The 21,201-nt window shown below is 63.3% G+C and carries 19 protein-coding genes; 14 read left to right on the plus strand and 5 right to left on the minus strand.

What is annotated here, in order from left to right; all coding sequences use genetic code 11:
- Positions 1-42: 42 nt before the first annotated feature.
- The 4 genes from ACVT6V_RS05575 to ACVT6V_RS05590 all read left to right on the plus strand — a co-directional run bounded on the left by ACVT6V_RS05575 (position 43) and on the right by ACVT6V_RS05590 (position 3,888).
- Complete coding sequence (locus ACVT6V_RS05575) at positions 43-1,641, plus strand: glycosyltransferase family 87 protein (protein WP_489900713.1); 1,599 nt, start codon at positions 43-45, stop codon at positions 1,639-1,641.
- Positions 1,642-2,115: 474 nt separating this feature from the next.
- Complete coding sequence (locus tag ACVT6V_RS05580) at positions 2,116-2,436, plus strand: HNH endonuclease (protein ID WP_489898816.1); 321 nt, start codon at positions 2,116-2,118, stop codon at positions 2,434-2,436.
- Positions 2,437-2,446: 10 nt separating this feature from the next.
- The gene (locus tag ACVT6V_RS05585; protein WP_489898817.1) at positions 2,447-3,445 is read left to right on the plus strand and encodes an acrylyl-CoA reductase family protein; all 999 of its coding nucleotides are present in this window, start codon (positions 2,447-2,449) and stop codon (positions 3,443-3,445) included.
- 35 nt (positions 3,446-3,480) lie between these two features.
- On the plus strand, positions 3,481-3,888 hold the full coding sequence (locus ACVT6V_RS05590) for a hypothetical protein (RefSeq protein WP_489898818.1): 408 nt from the start codon (positions 3,481-3,483) through the stop codon (positions 3,886-3,888).
- A gap of 121 nt (positions 3,889-4,009) precedes the next feature.
- Here the strand turns inward: ACVT6V_RS05590 and ACVT6V_RS05595 are convergent, their stop codons facing one another.
- Both ACVT6V_RS05595 and ACVT6V_RS05600 read right to left on the minus strand, forming a co-directional pair.
- The gene (locus ACVT6V_RS05595) at positions 4,010-4,597 is read right to left on the minus strand and encodes a GNAT family N-acetyltransferase (RefSeq protein ID WP_489898819.1); all 588 of its coding nucleotides are present in this window, start codon (positions 4,595-4,597) and stop codon (positions 4,010-4,012) included.
- Entirely contained in the window at positions 4,594-6,045 is a 1,452-nt protein-coding gene (locus ACVT6V_RS05600; protein ID WP_489898820.1) for a hypothetical protein, read from the minus strand. Before ACVT6V_RS05600 ends, ACVT6V_RS05595 begins: the two co-directional genes overlap by 4 nt.
- A 218-nt stretch (positions 6,046-6,263) precedes the next feature.
- Between ACVT6V_RS05600 and rpsF the strand changes: the two genes are divergently transcribed.
- The 5 genes from rpsF to ACVT6V_RS05625 all read left to right on the plus strand — a co-directional run bounded on the left by rpsF (position 6,264) and on the right by ACVT6V_RS05625 (position 8,482).
- Entirely contained in the window at positions 6,264-6,545 is a 282-nt protein-coding gene (gene rpsF / locus ACVT6V_RS05605; protein WP_489898821.1) for a 30S ribosomal protein S6, read from the plus strand.
- A gap of 113 nt (positions 6,546-6,658) precedes the next feature.
- Positions 6,659-7,174 carry a single-stranded DNA-binding protein gene (locus tag ACVT6V_RS05610; RefSeq protein ID WP_489898822.1) on the plus strand — a complete coding sequence of 172 codons (516 nt, stop codon included), beginning with the start codon at positions 6,659-6,661 and terminating at the stop codon, positions 7,172-7,174.
- A gap of 18 nt (positions 7,175-7,192) precedes the next feature.
- On the plus strand, positions 7,193-7,450 hold the full coding sequence (rpsR, locus tag ACVT6V_RS05615; RefSeq protein WP_124709165.1) for a 30S ribosomal protein S18: 258 nt from the start codon (positions 7,193-7,195) through the stop codon (positions 7,448-7,450).
- A gap of 16 nt (positions 7,451-7,466) precedes the next feature.
- Positions 7,467-7,919 carry a 50S ribosomal protein L9 gene (gene rplI / locus ACVT6V_RS05620; RefSeq protein WP_489898823.1) on the plus strand — a complete coding sequence of 151 codons (453 nt, stop codon included), beginning with the start codon at positions 7,467-7,469 and terminating at the stop codon, positions 7,917-7,919.
- Between the two features lie 284 nt (positions 7,920-8,203).
- Positions 8,204-8,482, plus strand: a complete 279-nt coding sequence (locus ACVT6V_RS05625; RefSeq protein WP_489898824.1) for a hypothetical protein — start codon at positions 8,204-8,206, stop codon at positions 8,480-8,482.
- Positions 8,483-8,488: 6 nt separating this feature from the next.
- Here the strand turns inward: ACVT6V_RS05625 and ACVT6V_RS05630 are convergent, their stop codons facing one another.
- A complete protein-coding gene (locus tag ACVT6V_RS05630) occupies positions 8,489-9,151 on the minus strand; it encodes a hypothetical protein (protein ID WP_489898825.1) in 663 nt (220 codons plus the stop codon).
- Positions 9,052-9,261 (minus strand): hypothetical protein, encoded by a 210-nt coding sequence (locus ACVT6V_RS05635; protein ID WP_489901082.1) that lies wholly within the window; start codon positions 9,259-9,261, stop codon positions 9,052-9,054. The genes ACVT6V_RS05630 and ACVT6V_RS05635 overlap by 100 nt, the downstream gene beginning before the upstream one ends.
- A 454-nt stretch (positions 9,262-9,715) precedes the next feature.
- Between ACVT6V_RS05635 and dnaB the strand changes: the two genes are divergently transcribed.
- From dnaB to ACVT6V_RS05660, 5 genes are all read left to right on the plus strand, one after another.
- Positions 9,716-11,965 (plus strand): replicative DNA helicase, encoded by a 2,250-nt coding sequence (dnaB, locus tag ACVT6V_RS05640; protein ID WP_489898826.1) that lies wholly within the window; start codon positions 9,716-9,718, stop codon positions 11,963-11,965.
- Positions 11,966-12,559: 594 nt separating this feature from the next.
- Positions 12,560-13,585, plus strand: coding sequence for an HNH endonuclease (locus tag ACVT6V_RS05645; RefSeq protein WP_489898827.1), 1,026 nt, complete (start codon positions 12,560-12,562; stop codon positions 13,583-13,585).
- Between the two features lie 196 nt (positions 13,586-13,781).
- Positions 13,782-14,909 (plus strand): hypothetical protein, encoded by a 1,128-nt coding sequence (locus ACVT6V_RS05650; protein ID WP_489898828.1) that lies wholly within the window; start codon positions 13,782-13,784, stop codon positions 14,907-14,909.
- A 45-nt stretch (positions 14,910-14,954) separates the two neighbouring features.
- Entirely contained in the window at positions 14,955-18,179 is a 3,225-nt protein-coding gene (locus tag ACVT6V_RS05655) for a DEAD/DEAH box helicase (RefSeq protein WP_489898829.1), read from the plus strand.
- Between the two features lie 245 nt (positions 18,180-18,424).
- Entirely contained in the window at positions 18,425-19,870 is a 1,446-nt protein-coding gene (locus ACVT6V_RS05660) for a tetratricopeptide repeat protein (RefSeq protein ID WP_489898830.1), read from the plus strand.
- A 2-nt stretch (positions 19,871-19,872) separates the two neighbouring features.
- Here the strand turns inward: ACVT6V_RS05660 and ACVT6V_RS05665 are convergent, their stop codons facing one another.
- On the minus strand, positions 19,873-20,484 hold the full coding sequence (locus ACVT6V_RS05665) for a metallophosphoesterase (protein ID WP_489898831.1): 612 nt from the start codon (positions 20,482-20,484) through the stop codon (positions 19,873-19,875).
- Between the last annotated feature and the right edge of the window lie 717 nt (positions 20,485-21,201).

Raw genomic sequence — 21,201 nt, forward strand, 5'->3', positions numbered from 1 at the left:
CACTCGGAGGAACCAGACAAGCGGGATGGCGTCGACGGTGATCTGATCGTCGACTCCGATCCCGACTATCCCGGAACCTGGGATGCGGCAGATGCGCTCGCGGCAGACCGCCGGATCGACACCAGCCGGGTACTGCCCAGTCGCAGCGACCCGGTGGTGGCGGAGGCCTCCACCGTGGTGGGCGGTCCGGTGGGACGGCACGCCGCCATCGGGCGTAGCCGCTTGTGGACACCGATCCGCGTGCTGTTCCTCCTCGCTCTGTGTACGTTGGCGCTGAGCTGGTTCGGCAAGGCGGGCTGCCTGCAGCAGGCGCCCGCGGACGCGAACAGTCCGTCCGGCACATCGCTGCGCCTGGATTGGGACGATCAGCGGCAGTACACGAATCTGTGCTACTCGGACGTGATCGGGCTGTTCGGGGCCGAACGGCTCAACGAGGGCGCGTTCCCGTATCGGACCTATTGGTACGAGGCCGGCCCCGACGGGCAGCAGGTCAAGCGGTACATGGAGTACCCGGTCATCACCGGCATGTACATGTACGGCGTCGCGTCGGCGGCGCGGGCATGGGAGTCTGCCCACGAGAAATGGGGCGTGCCGGGGGCCCTCGACGTGGTGCTGTTCTTCGACCTCGTCGCACTGGGTCTCGCCCTCTTCTGGCTGCTGACGATCTGGGCCACCGCGCTCAGCGCCGGGGCGCGGATCTGGGCGACGTGGTTGGCCGCGCTCTCGCCGCTGGTCATCGTGCACGCCTTCACCAACTTCGATGCCATCGCCACCGCGATGGTGGCACTGGCCATCCTGTCGTGGGCGCGGCGGAAACCCTGGCTCGCAGGCGTGTTCATCGGTCTCGGGACCGCGGCGAAGCTCTATCCGGTGTTGTTGCTGGTCGTGCTGCTGATCCTGTGTCTGCGTTCCGGACGGATTCGCGAGTTCGTCCAGGCCGCGGCCGCAGCGCTGGCCGTCTGGGTGCTGGTGAACCTGCCGATCCTGATCACCTATCCGCAGGGCTGGTGGGAGTTCTTCCGCTACAACTCGGATCGGGCGGCCGAGAGCGACAGCCTCTACCGGATCATCAGTGACGCAGCCGGATTCAGTTGGAACATCAGCGCGTTGAACGCCGTGTCGCTCGGGCTGTTGATCCTCGTCGCGGTGGGCATCGGTGTCGTCGGTCTGAGCGCACCGCAGCGACCGCGTCTGGCGCAGTTGGCGTTCCTGATGGTCGCCGGGTTCCTGCTGGTGAACAAGGTGTGGAGTCCGCAGTACTCGCTGTGGCTGGTCCCGCTGGCCGTCCTCGCGATCCCGCAGACACGACTGGTGTTGGCGTGGATGGTCGTCGACGCACTGGTGTGGGTGCCGCGGATGTCGCTGTATCTGGACCAGGATCGACGTTGGCTGCCCGAGCAGTGGTTCACCGCCGCAATCATCCTGCGCGCGCTGATGGTGCTCGCCTTGTGCGCGGTGGTGCTGTGGCAGATCTGGCATCCGGAAGACGACCCGGTTCGTCGCGGATCGCGCTCGCGGCCCGACGAATTGCTCGACGACCCGGCCGGCGGGGTACTCGACGGAGCGCCGGATCGGTTCACCCTGCGTCGGGACAGGACACCGATGCCGATCGCGCCTCCCGTCGCGCCGACAGAACCCTGATTTCCGCCGACGGAACCCAAGATCGCGCCGAGAGAACCCAAGATCGCGCCGAGAGAACCCGGGTTCGCGCCGACAGAACCCTCCGGGTCCTCTGGTTTGAAGAAGTCTTGGTGTTCAGATCCCGACATTTCTACAACCGGTCCCTGAGGAGCGAGCTTGCGAGCGTCACGAAGGGCCGGCCCTTCGTGACGTCCCTTCGCTAGCGCTCCGGGCCTCCTCAGGGACCGGGGGTGTGGCGGCTTCCCGGGATCGGTGGGCGAGGCGCGCGGGCGCTTCGTGACGCACGCTCACTCCGTTCGCGGGCTCCTCAGGGACCGGGTGGTTTGGCAGCGCTCTGGGCTTCGCGGCTCTATCCACATCGTGCCCTGGACGCCATCGCGCCTCACCGACTGACGACCACCATCCGTCTACGATCGATGCGTGGCACGGGGCGGTTCGAGGCGGGCACGGGCGGGACGACGTCGACAACGTCGAATGCGCCTCGCCGACAACGACTTGAGCCCCGTTCAATGGGCAGACATCAAGGCGGCATGGGGTGGGTGTGCCTACTGTGAGCGCACCGACACGGTGCTGCAGCGCGACTGCGTCCAACCACTGTCGATCGGCGGTCGATACACCGAGTTGAACATCGTGCCGGCCTGCCGCTCGTGCAACGCCAGCAAGTGCAACACCGAGGTGACGGCGTGGATGCGGCGCAAGGGGCTCGACGAGGAGCGGTTCCTGCGCCGACTGATCGATATTCGTGAATCCACCGTCGTCGCCACAGCGGACCCACCGCCCGAACGACTTCAGTAGGGTGCGATACATGGGTGACGTACAAGCGCTCGTGGCGCATCAGGACGACGACGGCAACATCGACCTCATCCATGAGGCGGTCGACAAGAGTTTCCTGCCCGAGGGTGACGTCGAGATCGCGGTCGAATATTCGGGCGTGAACTTCAAGGACGCACTCGCGGTGACCCCGAAGGGCGGGGTCGCGCGGTCGTATCCGCTGATCCCCGGCATCGACCTGGCCGGCACGGTCCGATCGAGCACCTCCCAGGAGTTCACGGCCGGCGACGTGGTGGTGGCCCACGGCTATGACATCGGCACCGGTCGCCACGGCGGTTACGCCGACACCGCGCGACTACCTGCCGACATGGTGGTGAAGCTGTCCGGGCTCTCCACGAAGGAGGCCGCGGCCATCGGCACCGCCGGCTTCACCGCGGGGATGAGCGTCGAGGCGCTCATCGACCACGGCATCCGGCCGTCCGACGGCCCGGTCCTGGTCACCGGAGCCACCGGCGGGGTGGGCAGTGTCAGCGTCGACTTACTGGCTGCCGCGGGCTTCGAGGTCATCGCCTCCACCGGCAAGTCCGAAGCCGCCGACCTGCTGCGCACCCTCGGCGCATCCGAGGTCATCGGCCGGCTACCCGAGGAAGGGGAGAAGGTCCGCGCCCTCGGCAAGACACGGTGGGCCGCGGTCGTCGACTGCGTCGGCGGGCCCACCCTGGCCTACGCGTTGAGCACCCTGCAGTACGGCGGTGTGGTGGCGGCCTCCGGCCTGGCCGGCAGCGCCGACCTGCCGACGACGGTGCACCCGTTCATTCTTCGTGGCGTCACCCTCGCGGGCATCGACTCCGTGCAACTCCCGATCGACAAACGCCGCACCCTCTGGGCACGGCTCGGCGCCGACCTGAAGCCGCGGCACCTCGACGACGTCACCTCCGATGTTGCCGTGACCGAACTGCCGAAGTCCATCAAGACGATCCTCTCCGGCGGGGTCACCGGCCGCACGCGGGTCATCGTCGCCGGAGAGTTCTGAGTCGTCGACGAGTCCATCCGGAAAGGGCCACGGCAATGTCGGATCGAGCCGAGCACATCTCAGACGCCACCTCCGATGCGGTGGGCCAACTCTCGGAGGCCCTGGAGTACGTCGAACGTGCGCGCGGTCATCTGTACAGCTTTCACCAGCTGATCGGGCATGCCGACATGGTCCTCGGTGAGGCCGTGGACGCGTTGCGTGCCAACGGGGATGTCGAGGCTGCCGACCTGCTGGCGACGGAGATGGTGGGCCGCAACGTGATCAACGGTCGATGGACGTTCCAGGTCGTCGAGGAGTTCGACGACACCTACTGGGGGCCGTTGCGCGCCATGGAGGAGCGGATTCGGAACGATCTCGTCGACGGTGTGCGCCATCTGCACGAGGCGCGGATGAAGGAACGTCGGCGCACTCACGGCCATCCCGACCACACCGAAAAGCCTTGAGACACAGACATCGTCTGCCTGCTTGCCGCTGCTGAAAGCCGCCCTCCAGCGGCCCTCCGTCGGCGATCCGCCGTCACCCACCCGCTGGCGGGTGGATCTCAGCAGGTGAGGAGTCGATCCGTCAATCGAACTGCGAAATCCGCTCCAGCAAGCGCTCTTTCGCGGTCGGCCAGTCGTCGTCGACCATTGCGTACTGCGCGGTGGTGCGCCAGCCGTCGCCGAACCGTCGATGTTTGCGGAGCAAACCCTCGAACGTGGCGCCGAGTTTGACGATCGCGGCTCGGGACTGGGCGTTGTTCTCGTGGGTGTGCCAGACCAGTCGGACGGCACCGCAGTCCTCGAAGGCGTGGCGCATCAGCAGGAACTTCGACGTCGGGTTGATCGTCGTGCCGTGCGCGGACTCCGCGTAGAAGGTGTAACCGATTGCTGCGGTGCGGTTTGCGGGATCGATGTCGTAGTAGCTGGTGGATCCGATCAGGTGGCCGTCGTCGTTGTCGATGACGGCGAAGGCGACACGTCGTGCCGGGTCGGCCAGCGCCGCTTCGATCCAGGCCCGGCTTGATGCGATGTCGGTCGGCACTGCCGGGATCCAGCGGAACCGGGCCGGGTCCTCGATCACCGCGGCCAGGGCTTCGGCATCGTCGACGGTGAACGGCCGCAACGTGACCCGTCCCATCGACAGCGGCCCGCCGCCGAGCCAGTCGCTCATGAGCCGGCGGAGATCAGATCGGGCTCGGTGGGCCGTGGTCGACCACCGAACGACGCCAGCGGCTCCCGCAGAGGTGCCCGTACGAATGCGACGATCAGGTAGGCGAGCAGCACCGCATGCACCCACACGCCGACGTTGACCCCGGTGATGACCCACCACTTCATCGGCGACCCGGAGGTGTAGATGCCGAACAGCCGGAAGATCGTCGTATCGAGGATGAAGTCGGCGACCAGATAGCCGACGATGACCGGCCACCGGATCTGCAGCAGCACGAAGAACGGCAGAATCCACAGCGTGTACTGCGGCGAATGCACCTTGTGGAACACCATGAACCCGGACAGCATCGACGCCGACACCCCGATCCACGGATAGATGCCGTCACGCTGATAGACCCGCCAGCCGAGGTAGATCGACACCGCGAACGCCGCGACGATGAGCAGCGGCGAGAGCACACCGACCAACGTGTTGTAGGTGTCGTTCTGACCGCCGGTGAGGTGACGCAGCCCCCAATACCAGATCGAGTTGGTGTCGACGTCGGACTTGCGTTTCCCCTGGAACGACAGCGCCGCCTTCCAGCCGTCGAAACCGAGCACGATGAACGGCAGCTGGATGGCGATGACGGTCAACGCGGCCGCGGCGGCGACCCAGATCGCGCCGACCCAGTCGAGGGCGCGTCGCAGTGGCGGCTCGCCGTTCGGGCCTGGTGCCGTGCCATAGGTGAGCACGTAGATCGCCAGCGGTAACACGAAGAAGCCGGGATAGAGCTTCAGGCAGAACCCGATCGCCAACAGGATCGCCGCGAGGATGGCGGCGGTGCGCACCGAGAGTCGCCGGTCGCCGGTGGCGGGACTGATGGTCGAACCCCACGCCATCACCGCGACCGCACCCACCGCGGTCGCCACCACGGGCAGCTCCCAGTTGTGGAAGGCATAGAGCACCAGCGGCGGGGTGGCCGCCCACAGCAGCACCCACCAGCGCGTCATCAACGCCAGCATCACCGTGATCGCCAGCCCGAACGGGACGAGCAGCCACACCGAATGTTGGAAGAACTCGGTGTCGGTGTGGGCGCCGATCGCGCCGAGCCACATGAACACCCCGGACAGCACCGGGTACTCGACGACACCGCCGAACAACTTCCCGTCCGGGGTGATGCCCCCGTTGATGTACGGGAAGACGTGATTGTTGATGTCACGTCCGATCCACAGGTACATCAGGTCCGAGTAGCAGGGGATCACGGCATTCGGGTCGCCGACCGGCCAGTGCGAACTGCGGCCCTCGGCGAGGAACGGAGGGCCGCCGCACTTGACCTTCGCCTGGTAGCTCCACAGCATCGTCAGGCAGGTCGTGAGCAGCGACACCAGCAGGATCAGGGTCATCCGGCCGCGGCCGGCGACCGCGGTGGAGAGGCGCGACGCCCGGTCGGATGCAGCTGATGGGGCGTCGGACATGCGCATAGGTTAAGTGCTCAGGGCGCGATCGTTCGAATCGGTGATCGCCGGCCGAACCCCGTGCCGGGCACGCCGGGTGGGTGGGTTCGGTGGGTCTCTTCGGCCGATTTCGCTGGTCAGGGGTTTGTCGTGTATCTTGGAGCGGTTGCCGACGCAGGCGACCCTCCTGCCACGGACAGTCCGTGGCCGACCTAGCCCATAGGAGGTGATGTGGTCTTATGCGTCACTACGAATTGATGGTCATTCTCGATCCGAATCTGGACGAGCGCACCGTCGCACCCTCACTGGATACTTTCCTCAATGTTGTCCGCACGGATGGCGGCAAGGTGGATGGTGTCGATATCTGGGGCAAGCGCCGTCTCGCTTACGAGATCTCCAAGCACAACGAAGGCATCTACGCGGTCATCGACCTCAACGCAGAGCCCAAGACGGTCACGGAGCTCGACCGCCAGCTGAAGCTGAACGAGTCGGTGCTGCGCACCAAGGTCCTGCGGAAGTAATCCACAGTTCCTCGATCGACACCAAAGCAGTCGGTGCCGGGCTCTAGGGTTGAACCCAACGACCTGGTACACGTCGATCAACGAGTGCCCAACCACGACCCAAGGGGAGACACATGGCAGGCGACACGGTCATCACCGTTGTAGGCAACCTGACCGCCGATCCGGAACTCCGGTTCACGCCGTCGGGAGCCGCGGTGGCCAACTTCACGGTGGCCTCCACGCCGCGGACCTTCGATCGTCAGACGAACGAGTGGAAGGACGGCGAAGCGCTGTTCCTCCGCTGCAACATCTGGCGTGACGCCGCGGAGAACGTGACCGAGAGCCTGTCCAAGGGAACCCGGGTCGTCGTGCAAGGTCGCCTCAAGCAGCGGTCCTTCGAGACCCGTGAGGGTGAGAAGCGCACGGTGGTGGAACTCGAGGTCGATGAGATCGGTCCCTCGCTGAAGTACGCAACCGCGAAGGTCAACAGGGCCTCGCGAGGCGGCGGTGGAGGCTTCTCCTCGGGCGGCGGCGGCGGAAGCCGCAGCGGCGGCGGTGGAGGCGGAAGCCAGCAGGTCGCCGATGATCCGTGGGGCAGTGCGCCCGCGAGCGGGTCGTTCGGTGGCGGGGACGACGAACCACCTTTCTAGAAACACACTGGAGTACCAATGGCTAAAGCAAAGAGCACGCGGAAGCCGCGCGTCGAGAAGGTCACCAAGACCAAGGCGTGCAGCTTCTGCAAGGACAAGAAGGCTGTCATCGACTACAAGGACACCGCGCTCCTGCGTCGTTTCCTGTCCGACCGCGGCAAGATCCGTTCGCGTCGCGTGACCGGCAACTGCGTGCAGCACCAGCGCGATGTCGCTGTGGCTGTGAAGAACTCGCGTGAGGTGGCCCTGCTGCCCTTCACCTCGACCGGACGCTGAGCGGGAAGGGACTGACATGAAACTCATCCTGACCGCCGCCGTGGAGAACCTCGGTGAAGCCGGCGACACCGTTGAGGTGAAGGACGGCTACGGCCGCAACTACCTGCTGCCCCGCGGCCTGGCCATCAAGGCCACCCGTGGCGCCGAGAAGCAGGTCGAGGACATCCGTCGCGTGCAGGCTGCCCGCGAGGTCCGTGGACTCGAGCACGCCAACGAGCTGAAGCAGGCCCTCGAGGCCCTCGCCGATGTCTCGCTGGGTGTGAAGACCCACGACTCGGGCAAGCTGTTCGGTTCGGTGACCGCCGCCGATGTCGCCGGTGCGATCCGCTCGGCCGGTGGACCGGCCGTCGACAAGCGGACCGTCGAGCTGCCGAAGGGCCACATCAAGGCCACCGGTAGCTACCCGGTCGTCGTGAACCTGCACCCCGACGTGCAGGCGACCGTCGAACTGGCTGTCGTCGCGGGCTGATCCTCAGCGGCACAAGCGAATACACACCGGAGGGCCGGTCGGACATGTTGTCCGACCGGCCCTTTGGTATCGGTACGGCCACGTCACGTGCGTAGACGTCCCGTCGAACGTGCGCGCACCGTCGACCGGATTGGGGTAGTCGACTACGCATTACGCGGCGCCGGCGCGCTCGTAGTTTCATCACTACGAGTTCAACAGATCCGGGGGGCCGGATAGACCGCAAAGGAGCGCAACGTCCACGGACTCGTGAACAACAGACACCGTTCACACCAGGAGACGTCGCCATGATCATCGCCCTCGTGATACTCGGAGCACTCGCCTTCGTCATCGCCTTCTTCGTCCAGCCCTCGATCGACTATGACGACTATCAGGCGCGTCGCCTCATCGCCGCCCGTGAGCAGGGACGACGGAAGGCCGAGCGGCGTGAGGCCACCGCGCTTCGTCGGCAGGAGAGAGCCGTCCGGGCCGCCGACGCCGCGACCCACCCGCAACCACGTCCCGTCCGGAATCGGTCGCGCGCATGGATCTTCGACTTCGCCAACCAGATGCGGTCGATCACCTGAGGTTGATCAGTTCGGGATCGCCGGCTGGGCGGGGAGCTGATTCCAGTACTGCAGGCGCGCCGGCAGGTAGCGCGGAGCCGGGTTGTGGCTGTGCGCGGTGTCCCCACTGGGGAAGTAGAACTTGTGCCACGCCGGGGTGAAGATCAGTGCGCGCGAGCCGGTTCGGCAGGCGACGGTGTCCGGGCGTGGTGCCGTGCAGGTGACCCCGTAGATCGTCACACGCGTGCCCACCGCCAGCGTCGGAGGCACGAACCCCGAGGGTGCGCCGAACCGGTAGGTGGACGTCGCCGGCACCCACCACGGCCCCTCCTGGTCGCCGGAGATGGCCGCACCACTCACGGCGGGCGGGGCGGTCGCCGGGTGGCCCTGACAGCCGACGTAGCGGTAGCCCGGCCCTATCTGGCACAGCCATGGGCCGGCGCGGAGGAATGCGCGGCCGTTGTCGACGTAGGCGAGTGGACGGAACTGCGCGGGATTCACGGGTTGATAGCGCGCGAGGTCGAACTCCACCGGCATGGTGGGTCCGGGCGGCGAGGTCGCCGACGCCGGCGCTGTGCAGAGCGCGCCGATCACCGCGAGAGCGCCGCAGATGCCGGCCACGACACGTCGGCGCGACCGACGAAGGCCTCGACGATGTCGAACCGATTGTGTCCTCCCCACGACGACCATTCCAGCACACCCTCGCGATGCCGGGTGCTGAACTTGTGGATCTGTGGACAGACGACCCACTCGACGACGGGGTGGCGCTGGTCGATGTGACCTGCTGTTACCCAGGTCACATCGAATGTTTACCGAGTTGTTGGTTACCGGTGGTTGACCCTTGAACCGCAACACGCCGAATACGACATCCGACGTGACACGCCGAGGCAATATTTCGGGCCGGTTGTGTACAAACCAGAGGGGCTCTGACCTGCGAATACATTTGTGCACACAGAACTATTCCCCAGTTTGTGCACAGGGGGTTCACAACCGTCCCGAGCGCGTCCACAGTCGGTCCACAGTTTGCTGACAGAGTTGTGCACAACTGCGTTTGAGTGGGGGCGGATCCGAGATCTAATGTGCTCCGTCAGTGCTTCTTGCGTGGGCGCGCGGCGTCGCCGATGAACCTTGTCGGTGCCGGTGACTATCACGGAATCAAGCACGACCGACGTCGGCGGCCCATGCCGCGGACGCCACAGAGTCGGACCCACTCGAGGCGTGAGTGGTGCAAGTACTGCGAGAGGTTTGACACGAGTGGCTGTAGTCGACGACCGCGGGCACGAACCGGGCCATCTGGAGTCGGTTCCGGGCACACGCGGAGGACGTGGGGACGACGGTGTTCCCGCCGAGGACTACGGGCGGCAGCCGCCGCAGGACATGGCGGCCGAGCAGTCCGTTCTGGGCGGCATGCTGTTGTCGAAGGACGCGATCGCGGACGTGGTGGAGAAACTGCGTTCGGCCGACTTCTACCGACCTGCGCACCAGGCGGTCTACGAGGCGATCCTGGAGCTCTACGGCAAGGGTGAGCCCGCCGATGCGGTGACCGTGTCCGCGGAGCTCGAGCGGGCCGGTGAGCTCCGCCGGGTCGGTGGTGCGCCGTATCTGCACACCCTGATCTCCACGGTGCCGACCGCCGCCAACGCCGGTTACTACGCCGAGATCGTCGCGGAGAAGGCGATTCTGCGCCGTCTGGTGGCCGCCGGGACGCGCATCGTGCAGTACGGCTACGCCGGCGCCGACGGTCAGGACGTCGCCGAGGTCGTCGACCGTGCCCAGGCCGAGGTGTACGAGGTCACCGAACGCCGCACCGCCGAGGACTACGTCCCGCTGGAGGAGCTGCTCCAGCCGACGATGGACGAGATCGACTCGATCGCGTCGCGTGGTGGCCTCTCGCTCGGTGTGCCCACCGGCTTCGTCGACCTCGACAAACTCACCAACGGCCTGCATCCCGGCCAGATGATCATCGTGGCCGCGCGTCCCGGTGTCGGCAAGGCGTTGTCTCTCGACACCCCGCTGCCCACGCCCACCGGCTGGATCACCATGGGCAACGTCGCCGTCGGCGACCAGCTGCTCGACGCGCAGGGACGCCCGACCCGGGTGGTCGCCGCCACCGACGTCATGACCGAACGGCCGTGCTACGAGGTCGAATTCAACGACGGCACCGTCCTGGTCGCCGACGGCCAGCACCAGTGGGTTGCCGACATCGACGGCAAACGCCAGACCGTCACCACCGAGACGCTGCGTGTGCACGTCGGCTGCGCGGTGGTCCGCAACACTCGGCCGCTGGATCTGCCGCGCCGCCGCTTCGCCTACGGCCCGTACACGGTGGCCGCTCTCGCCGGGATGGCCTTCGACGATCCCGAGATCGCGATGCGCATCGACGCCGAGGGGCCCGTCGACGTGATGACGTTGATGGCCGACCTCGGTGGCCGCATCCCGTTCGAATACCTCCGGGGGTCGATCGCGCAGCGTCGGGCACTGCTCGCGGGGTTGCTCGACGCCCGCGCCACGGTCGACGACGACGGCTGGATCACGGTGCCGGCCGCCACGCGGCATATGACCGCCGTCGTCGCCGACCTGGTCGCCGGACTCGGTTACAACTACAAGCGATCGGCCACCGGGTGGCTGCGCGTCGACGCCGACGACGACGTGTTCACCGTGCACCACAAGGCGATCCGCCACAAGGAACTGCGTCGGCGGGCCGGCGTGCGCCGCCTCGTCGACATCCGTCCCATCGACAGCGTGCCGGTGCGGTGTGTGCAGGTCGACAACGACGAGCACATGTACCTCGCCGGCGAGGCGATGGTGCCCACCCACAACTCCACTCTCGCGATGGACTTCCTGCGGTCGTGCTCGATCCACAACGGCCTCACGAGCGCCATGTTCTCCCTCGAGATGAGCAAGACCGAGATCGTGATGCGTCTGCTGTCGGCGGAGGCCAAGGTCAAGCTCGGTGACATGCGCGGCGGCACGATGACCGACGACGACTGGACCCGGCTCGCCCGCCGGATGGGCGAGATCTCCGAGGCCCCACTCTTCGTCGACGACTCACCCAACCTGACCATGATGGAGATCCGCGCGAAGGCGCGCCGTCTCAAACAGCGCAACGACCTGAAACTCGTTGTGGTGGACTACATGCAGCTGATGACGTCGGGCAAGAAAGTCGAGTCCCGACAGCAAGAGGTCTCCGAGTTCTCCCGCCAGTTGAAGCTGCTCGCCAAGGAACTCGAGGTTCCGGTGGTCGCGATCAGTCAGCTCAACCGTGGTCCGGAGCAGCGTACGGACAAGAAGCCGCAGGTGTCGGATCTGCGTGAGTCGGGATCGCTTGAACAGGATGCGGATATGGTCATCCTGCTCCACCGCCCTGACGCTTTCGAACGCGACGACCCGCGTGCGGGTGAAGCCGACATCATTCTGGGCAAGCACCGCAACGGTCCGACGGCGACGATAACCGTTGCGCACCAACTGCATTTGAGCAAGTTCGTGGATATGGCGCGGGGGTAGCTGTTGCCGCTGTCGAGATGCAGCTGTAGGTTCCGGCGAAAGTTGTCGGTTTCCGGACTCGGTGTCGGCGTCATTGTCGGCCAAATCGGTTATTCCGGGCTTCGATGTCGGCTGATGTTTTCTGGTTCCGGGCACAATGTCGGATTCCGCCAATGCTGTCGTACCGATTCCGGAGATGGTGTCGTATTCCGGGTTGTATGTCGGTCACCTGGAATAGCCGATCCTCGGACAGTCCGAAAACGTCGAACCAGGGCTCCGCGTCTGCACTCGGTGCCGTAGTAGGCACGATGCGATCTGCCCGTACGAGCAGAGTTGGTCCTCGGATTCTACCTAGTTCGCTATTGGCCGGTGGCGCCGGAGCCATCTCGTCGAGTGCGCTGAGCCCGTTGAGAGTTCGGGGATACCCGATGATGGGGGGTGGCTGGATTCATGAGGCCCAGGCTCGTTATCTACACGGCGGACTGAACCCTTGGATTCTTCGTTGACTGCGGGGCCGTGGCACTCCGCCCCAAGGTAAATTGACTGTGTGCTGCCACACACGCTAGTCAGGTCCCGCACCGTGACGGGCGCTCGCCGCCCGGATGCCGCCCGCCTATGAACCCAATCGACGCCAGGTACTCGAACACCTCCAGCGACCACAACCGACTCCTGCTGCTCGCCCTCACCGAAGCATGGGGCAGCAAGTGCTACTGGTGTCGCACGCCAAAGCTGTTTCGTGAGTTGCAGATCGACCATATCGTTCCCAGGCGACCGCGAGAGGCTGCCACAACTGTGTTCGACCTCGACGCGGTGGAAAACCTTGCCCCGATCTGCGGGCCTTGCAATCAGGAAAAGGCCAATGAGGTGTACCAGCACGCGCCGCGCGTCGAATCGCAACTCAAACGCGCGAGGAGTAGAGCGGAGACAGTTCAGCGCAACCTCGACCGGTTCCGTCGAGACACCCACATCACTAAGGTTCTCCTTGCAATCACCGCGGCTGACGTAGCCGACGAGGCTGCGGCGGGTGCGATCAAGGCCCTTGGCGGCGTCGTCCTTAACGTCCTGCGCAGTCGATTTCCAGACCTACTAGATGCCTCATATGCCGAGGACTATACAACCCATCACCCCCCGATCGAGTACGAAGGACGCACCTATCAGCGAACCGACGGTGTATCGGTCGTCGAACTGGACGGGAGGTCTCGCCGCGTGGCCGTCGTTCTCGAGGACGTTTTCGGCTTGTCCCTCCGGTACGCGCTCGACACAGTGCGTGAAGAGGTTCGCGGCGACGTTGATGATCAGGTGGAGCGGTGGGTGCGCGGACGTGATCACGACTACCTCGACATATGCATGAATAGCGCACCGAGCCGTAACCCGATTGGTGTCTATTTCCACGAATTGCGATACGCGAACGGTCAAATTGAGATTGACGGCGAGATTGACGGCACATTCACCGCTGATGTCGACGAGGAGGACCCCGACCCCGAGCGTTGGACGCGCAGCCGCGGTGCCGAATTCGACTATAGCGGGGCGTTTACCGCGACATTTGCCGAAGTAGGGCTCACAGACATAGGCATCAGTATCAGCGACCCAAGTGAGAGTTGGTGGCGCACAACACTCCATTCCATGGAGCAAACGGATTGATCCCGACCCAGACAGGAGAGACCCATCGGCTTGGGAGTTGAAGATCCCCGACCCGTAGCGGCAACTGAACGCCGACCTGTTTGGCCTCTACACGGGTTGCGAAGTTTCGGTGAAGGCATGCCTAGATGCACCGGCACGGCAGTACCGGTAGTACCGGAGGTTCTGCCCAAGATAGGGGAAGGGAGCAGCTGCACTGATGGCACCACCGACGGAAGAGCTGGATCGAGGCCCACTAGGCCGCTTGACCGAAGCCGGGTTGGCCAAGGCAATGAGGCAGATGCGTGGCCTTCGCCGCGCTATCTTGTCCTACTGGTACGCGACCCTCGAAGACAAAACCGCGGCCCTCATTGAGGCAACGAGCGCATGTCTCGTTGTCAATATCCTCGATGAATCTGTCTTCGAGCCGGAGTTCGGCGAACCCTACAAGAAATTGCGTGAGCGTTCGCCCGGCGGTCGGGTAGTGACGGGGTTAGAACTTGTACGCAACTGTGAAACGCATTCGCCAGTCACTTTTGACGACCTGTTGGTCCGAAACCGCGCCTATAGCGTCCCGATGAACGCTGGCGCCCAAGTTATGAGAGCGGTGTGGCACTGGGCGGACTACGCCAATCTTCCGACGGACTACGTCGGACTATGTGGGCCTGATTCCTCTGAGTTTCAGAAGCGGGCTCGCAAGGAGGCGCAGCACGGTTATCGCGATGGCGTTGCGGGTAGGTCGGTGGTCGAGACCCTGTTTGATGCTGAGCGCTTCTTCTTATCGCTCGAACCACGGCTGGCGGTAGCTCTGCGGCCCGCGCTAAGGCACTCATTCGCTGAAGTCCCAGAGGACGCGCTGACGGTTCTGCACCGCCCCCTTGAAGGATTCGTTGGCGCCGTGCCGCTCCCAGATCTTTCGACTCACTGGGATGAACGGACGACGGCTTTGGCGCCGCCCGCCGATCGCTACGTCGAGAATCTTGTAAAGAGAAAAAACAAGGATGTCCCCGCAGGTGAGAAACGATTCGTTACCCACAAGATCGTGAGTGGCCAAGGTGTTGTCGGGTATTCTGGCGACGTTGAAACGGCTACAGGTGAGCGCATGGCCTGGGTCGAGCGTAGTGCTCAGATCGCCCGCGACATTCGAGCGGGCTACCAATACGTCGTCGCGCTTGGCGACGACGAGATTCTGGTAGCGGCCAGCGATAATCTTGTTCCATCGGCGTTTATCGGTGGTCGCGACATGCTCATGGAGTTGGACGGCGCGCCGGACTCGCGAGGCTTGGAGCGTCTATACGCGGTGGAGGCATATCCTGACCTGTACGTTTCGATGAGGCATGGGTTCTGACCGCATGGCGAGCGGCGGCCACGTTCTGACGAGAGCTGAGCGGGGATGGAGCAAGGGCAGAACGCCAAGGTGTGGCGCAGTGCAGATCAATGGTCGGCCTCGCTAATTGTTGACGGCAACATTGCCCGCCAACTCCTGGTACCGGCTTCGGGCTTCACAGGCGTTTCGGAAACCGCAGGCGCGCTGGAAGTGTCAAATGTGTTCGGTACCTGGCCCGCGTCGACAGTAGACAAGCCGCTTGCGGCTGACGATCTGTGGCTCAGGTTGCCGGTCGGGACGAAGGCAGGCGACCGCGTGCGAGGCGCGACCTGGAACAGGCATGGCCCGCTACCGCGCAACTCTTCAGCCGAGGTCCTCGATAGTTACCGTGGTGCACTACGGCTGGAAGACCCCAGTGAGGGCGAGGTCGGTCTTCGTTCGCCCCAGTTGGGAGCGATCCACGCGGTGCTGGGGTACTGGACCACGAAACGGCCCGAACCCGCGACCGTCGTGATGCCGACGGGCACCGGGAAGACCGAGACCATGCTCGGCCTCCTTGTGACAGCACGCCCCAGACGTCTGCTTGTGCTTGTTCCGTCAGACGCGTTGCGAGAACAGATCGCGGGTAAGTTCGACCGGCTTGGAGTGCTCCAGGAACTCGGCATCGTCGCGTCTCGCGCAATCCGCCCGGTCGTTGGTCGCGTCGGCCATCAGTTCTCCGCAGAAGGCGACGCTGTTGCATTTGCTCAGGCTTGCAACGTCGTCGTGAGCACCCCGTCTGCTCTTCACTCATCAACTTCAGAGGTGCAAGCGGCATTTCTCGCCGAGTTCAGCCATCTGTTCGTGGACGAAGCCCACCACGTTGCCGCATCGACCTGGACTGACATCCGGTCAGCCTTTGCGGGCAAACCGGTGATTCAATTCACGGCTACACCCTTCCGTGAGGACGGCAAACACCTGCAAGGCCGGATCATCTACTCCTTCCCACTCCGCGAAGCCCAAGCGCAGGGGTACTTCTCTGCGATCGACTTCAAGTCGGTCGTTGACTTCGAGAACCCAGATGGGGCATTGGCTGCCGAAGCTGTCGCAAGACTGCGGGCAGATCTCGAAGAGGGCAAAGACCACATCTTGATGGCGCGGGTCAAGAGCATTCCGCGTGCGGTGGCGATCCTGGCCCTCTATGCAGAAGCGGCATCTGACCTCAAACCAGTAGTCATCTACAGCACCCTCAAGGCGAGAAGCCGCAGCGCAGCTGTCGACGCATTGAAGACTCGAGAGTCCCGCATAGTAGTTTGCGTCGACATGCTCGGCGAGGGATTCGACCTCCCCGCGTTGAAAGCCGCCGCTGTCCATGACTCGCATAAGAGTCTGGGCGTCACTCTCCAGTTCATTGGACGATTCGCGCGAACGTCTTCTGGTGGCGAGTTCGGTGACGCCGCAATGTTCGTCGCTCGAACAGAACTTGAGCCCGATTTGCGCCTGCGAAGCCTCTACGCCGAGGACGCGGATTGGAACCTCCTACTCCGAGATATCTCCGAGGCTGCCGTCGATGAACAGCAGGAGGTCAGCGATTTTGAGGCCGGATTCGGAAGCCTGCCGGACGAGGTCGCGCTCCGAAGCCTGCTCCCGAAAATGAGTGCTGTCGTCTACAGGGCGCCGACATCACAGTGGAACACTGACGCAATCGTTGGCTACTTCGGCGAGGAGTCGCTGCTTACCAATCCAATTGGCCTGAACGCACAGGCGGGTGTCGCTTGGTGCGTCGTCGAGCGTCGAATCCCGGTCCGCTGGGGCGATCTCAAGACGCTCGACGAGATTGGTTACGAGCTGTATGTCTTGTACTTCGATAGCGAGCGCAGGCTGTTCTACATCAACAACTCGGCCAACGACGGGGTCTTCGAAGAGCTCGCGGAGGCCGTTCTTGGCCCAGGAGCTATGCGCTTCAACGGAAGTCAGGTCTACCGCGTAATGGGCGACGTCCAGCGCCTTGTGCCGACGAACGTCGGCGTTCTCGATGCTCGAAGTCAGTTCCGTCGATTCTCGATGCACGTCGGCTCCGACGTCACCGAGAGTTTCACCGCAGCCGAGGCCGGTACGAAGACCCAGACCAACATCTCTGGATCGGGTTTCCGCGAGGGAGAGCGCGTCAACATCAGTGCGTCCCAGAAGGGTCGAATCTGGTCGCACTCAACGGCGACGAGTCTGAAGCAATGGTGCGACTGGTGCGATGCCATCGGTACAAAGCTCCTCGACGACACACTCACCATCGACCATGTCATCGGAAACTTCATACTCCCCGAACCACTGGACGGTCGGCCAGAGGGAGTACTTCTCGGCGTCGAGTGGCCGTGGGAGCTTCACACCCAGAACGCGGAGAGTATGAAGCTCACCTACGAAGACAAGACCATCGAGGCGGTCTATTGCGACCTCATTCCAGACACGTTGAGCATAACGGGACCATTCAAGTTCGCGATCTCCAACCGCGCGTGGACTGTGTCCTACGAAGCGGCAGTGAGCATGGAAGGCGACGTGACGTACTCCTGCACCAGCGCAGACGACATTCAAGTGATTCGACCGCGTTCGGAATTGCCGCTCAGCACCTGGCTGAACCGGGCCGGCCTAGTCTTCTTGCTCAATAACGACCGGATCGTCGAAGGTGGGCTTCTCTACCGGCCGCGGGGGGACCGTGCACCATTCGATTCCAACAATCTCGTTGTGGTCGACTGGTCCGGCACGGACATCAAAGTCGAATCGCAGCAAGCCAATAAACTCGGCCACTCGATTCAATATCGAGCGATCAGAGACACGCTTGCCGACGCTGACGGATGGGACGTAGTGATCGACGACGATGGTCCAGGAGAGATCGCGGACATCGTCGCAATGAGGCTAGACGACGAGGGCCTACTCGTCCGTCTCCTCCACTGCAAGTACTCAAGTGATGTCACGCCAGGCGCGCGAGTGGCCGACCTATACGAAGTCTGCGGCCAGGCTCAGAAGTCGGTGGCATGGAGGCGCAGCGATCTCGGCCCGTTCTTCAAGCAGCTCGCGCGTCGCGCTCAAGCAAAGCACCAGCGCACGGGAGTCAGCCCGTTTGAAGCCGGTGATGCAGCTCGTCTGCTTCAGCTTCAGGCCCAAGCGCAGGTCCATCGAAGGCGAATGGAAATAGTGATTGTCCAACCCGGACTGAGCTCGTCGCAATTGAGCCAACAGCAGTCCGATCTCCTTGCCGCGGTCGAGACCTACGTCAGGACCACCATCAATGCGCCTCTCACAGTCTGGTGCTCGCAATGACAGACGATGTAGTCGAACCCAAAGCGACCTCAACGCAATGAAGCTCCGAGGTCGGCGGCCTTCTTCCGGAAACGACGAGCGGCTGGCTCTGATGCGTTCCACGGTCCTCCGTGAAGACGCGAGGCTGTCCGACCATGCGGAAACAGCGGGTCAATCAAAGCATGCTCGGCTGCCGACAAGGCGCGCGCTGGAGACAGCGGCATGCTGTGACGACCAACCGCTTGGCTCCGGCTACCATCCGGTACATGACCGACGCACTGCCGCTTCGAATTTTCCTTGCGTCTCCTGGCGACTTACAGGATGAGCGAAACGCGGTTCATGCCACTGTCGATGAGCACAATCGCCGACGCGAGGGAACAGATAGTGTCACCTATGAGGTAGTTGGGTGGGATCGTGTGCGCGGCACCGTACGTCGGCCGCAAGCGGCCATAAACGAGCTGATCGACGAGTGCCATTTCATGGTCGTCCTCTTCAAAGCGAGTTGGGGTAGCGAGCCGGGCAGTCCATGGGGGTACACCTCGGGTACCGAGGAGGAACTGTTCACCGGTCTGATGGAGCTGGCGAGAGCCGAGCAGCCGATGCGAGACGTCTGGGTTGCGTTCTTCGACACATCGAGCCCGGATCAGCGGATCGGTCAGCTCAAGGACCAGATCATCGACCAGCATTCATTGATGTTTGAAACTGTCCGTACAGCAAGGGATCTGAAGAAGAAGCTCGCTGAACGTCTCAACCTTTGGGCGGCCACGTCAGTAGGGCCGAAGGTGCCCCGGTACGTCGATTTGCTTCCCACATCCGGAAAAGACGTTCTGAAAGCCACGAGTTTGCGTCTACGTGGAGAGAAGCTCGTCGAACTTGGCCAGCCAGAGTCCGGCCGTGCAGCGCTCGAAGAGGCGGCCGCGATCGGTGGGCCGGACGAGCATTTGGCCCTCGCCGCGTTTCTGCGGCACGACGGTGAGCTCGACCGGGCTCTGGAACAGACACAACAGGCGATCGACTTCTATTCTGCGGCAGACGACACGCTTCACTCCGTGGCGGCTGCGGATGCTTTTTCAGCGCAGGCAAGGGTTCTCAGCGCACAAGGTCAAAAGCACGATGCCATCGGTCGTCTTGAACACGCGCTGACATTGTTGCTGCACGACGACGCCGCCAGCGAATCTGTTCGTTGCAGAATCCTGGACGATCTAGGTTTGGCGCATCAACGCCTCGGCGACCTCAGGTCTGCTCGCCAGAACTTTGAAGAGTCTCTGCAACGCAGACGCAAGCGGTTGACCGCCCGGGACGTCGCCCAATCACTAATCAACCTCGCAAGGCTTGACGTCGCAGAGGAAAGCCTTGATACGGCCGTTGAGCTCGCCAACCAAGTGATCGAGACACTTCGATCTTCCCCCACAACGGCACTGCACGGCAACGCGAATGCATTGGTAGCCCAGCTTCGACTGCGACAAGGTCGACCGGCCGAAGGAATTCCCAACGGAAAAGCGGCGTTGGCGGCAAACCGCCAAATAGGAAACAAGCCTGGCGAGGCCATTTCACTTCTCGTTCTCGGGCAGTGCTGCCGCGCAGCAGGATACCTCGATGAAGCGAGGAGCTATCTCCTGGATTGCGTGAAAGTGAATGAGAGCATGGGGAATACCATTGGATTAGAAAAAGCGACGTGGCAACTCGATCGTCTCAATGACGGCGATGCGTAAAATCATTCGTTGATGACCGTACCTGTATTGTCGACTTGTACATAGCAGAGGCCAGGCCAGAGTAGCGCGGTCAGTCGACCTCCCTCTTCCCCGCAACCGGTATCGAGCTGTGCTGCGTGCGAGCCGATTCGCGGGACGTCGCCAATCGGTGAGTGCGCGCTGACCGAGTATCGTGTCGTGTCCACTGTCTGCCGAGGAGCATGCCGGGCGATCAAGTCATCGGTCAGGTACTCCATTGGGAGCTGTCGCAAGGCGTCAACGTGCTCCTGTGGAATGCAAGCAGTGAAGTCTGCGAAGACATTCGGTCCGACGGGGCGTGCGACGTACGATCGAATTGTGGCGGCACCGCCTATCTTGAGAAAGCCGCGTAGGTCGCCCGCATCTAGTGCATTCAACAGCTTCAGCTCGTGGTTGCCGACCAGCAACGTGGCCTTCCCTGAGTCTGCCAAGTCGAAGAGAAACTCGAGAACCCCCGCCGACCGGGTTCCTTTGTTGATGTAGTCGCCAAGGAATACGGCGTGCTCGATATCTTTCAACGATAGGATGTCCCATAGGCCGTGTAGTGCGTCAAGGTTGCCGTGAATATCGCCAACGAATGCGGTAGTGGAGGTCATAGCAGGATCTTTTGGACCTCAGCGTAGTCTGTCTCTTGTCCTGTGATACCGAGCGCCAGGAATGCCATCGACAATAGATCTCCGGGGTTTTCCCACTCGTTGACTATTGTCGCTTCGAGTGATCCATGATCGTTAGTTGGGAATGATCCAAGAATTCTTCGGAGTCGAATCAGGCATGCGTCAAGTTCTGCCAGTGTCGGCTCGTCGGTGTGGCGTGACGCCAGCAACTGCGTGAGGTCTGGGTCGGAGTGCCGAATGGCCAGTTCTCGAACAGAAAAGCATGGTGAACCTTGTGCGATTGCGCGGGCGTAGAGGCAGCTGCGGAGGAGGTAGCGAGCTTCTCGAACGAGCCCTGTCAGGTATTTGGGGAGATCCATCTGTGGGCACGTGAACAACTGCGTCAGATGCAACGAGCGTGCGAACAGACGGTCGGTATCGACATCTCCCATCCCGTGTATTGAGACGTTTAGCTGCCCGGAAGGGTCGGCCAGGATGTGGCCGTCGCGTTTGAGGTGAGCCCCAAACAGAGTCCCAATTCCGGAGTCCAGCTGTTCGAGCGTGTAGTAGCTGATGCTTACGTCGCCCGCGTAAGTACTCGGGCGCGCTCTCGGTAGCACCGCTAAGAGGTCAAGGTCGGAACCGGGTACCGCATCTCCTGTGAATGGCCATGAGAAAGTCCCCACTGGTGGCCAGATCGAGGTCCCCGGTGGTGGCCAG

Source organism: Gordonia sp. LMA167, assembly GCF_058130025.1.

Excerpts from the sequence above, each read along its gene's own strand:
- ACVT6V_RS05655 (WP_489898829.1), top strand. The coding sequence starts at position 14,955 with ATGGAGCAAGGGCAGAACGCCAAGGTGTGGCGCAGTGCAGATCAATGG.
- ACVT6V_RS05585 (WP_489898817.1), top strand. The coding sequence starts at position 2,447 with ATGGGTGACGTACAAGCGCTCGTGGCGCATCAGGACGACGACGGCAAC.
- ACVT6V_RS05625 (WP_489898824.1), top strand. The coding sequence starts at position 8,204 with ATGATCATCGCCCTCGTGATACTCGGAGCACTCGCCTTCGTCATCGCC.
- rpsF (WP_489898821.1), top strand. The coding sequence starts at position 6,264 with ATGCGTCACTACGAATTGATGGTCATTCTCGATCCGAATCTGGACGAG.
- ACVT6V_RS05610 (WP_489898822.1), top strand. The coding sequence starts at position 6,659 with ATGGCAGGCGACACGGTCATCACCGTTGTAGGCAACCTGACCGCCGAT.
- ACVT6V_RS05600 (WP_489898820.1), bottom strand. The coding sequence starts at position 6,045 with ATGTCCGACGCCCCATCAGCTGCATCCGACCGGGCGTCGCGCCTCTCC.
- ACVT6V_RS05660 (WP_489898830.1), top strand. The coding sequence starts at position 18,425 with ATGACCGACGCACTGCCGCTTCGAATTTTCCTTGCGTCTCCTGGCGAC.
- rpsR (WP_124709165.1), top strand. The coding sequence starts at position 7,193 with ATGGCTAAAGCAAAGAGCACGCGGAAGCCGCGCGTCGAGAAGGTCACC.
- ACVT6V_RS05630 (WP_489898825.1), bottom strand. The coding sequence starts at position 9,151 with ATGGTCGTCGTGGGGAGGACACAATCGGTTCGACATCGTCGAGGCCTT.
- ACVT6V_RS05645 (WP_489898827.1), top strand. The coding sequence starts at position 12,560 with ATGAACCCAATCGACGCCAGGTACTCGAACACCTCCAGCGACCACAAC.
- ACVT6V_RS05580 (WP_489898816.1), top strand. The coding sequence starts at position 2,116 with ATGCGCCTCGCCGACAACGACTTGAGCCCCGTTCAATGGGCAGACATC.
- ACVT6V_RS05595 (WP_489898819.1), bottom strand. The coding sequence starts at position 4,597 with ATGAGCGACTGGCTCGGCGGCGGGCCGCTGTCGATGGGACGGGTCACG.
- ACVT6V_RS05590 (WP_489898818.1), top strand. The coding sequence starts at position 3,481 with ATGTCGGATCGAGCCGAGCACATCTCAGACGCCACCTCCGATGCGGTG.
- rplI (WP_489898823.1), top strand. The coding sequence starts at position 7,467 with ATGAAACTCATCCTGACCGCCGCCGTGGAGAACCTCGGTGAAGCCGGC.
- ACVT6V_RS05650 (WP_489898828.1), top strand. The coding sequence starts at position 13,782 with ATGGCACCACCGACGGAAGAGCTGGATCGAGGCCCACTAGGCCGCTTG.
- ACVT6V_RS05665 (WP_489898831.1), bottom strand. The coding sequence starts at position 20,484 with ATGACCTCCACTACCGCATTCGTTGGCGATATTCACGGCAACCTTGAC.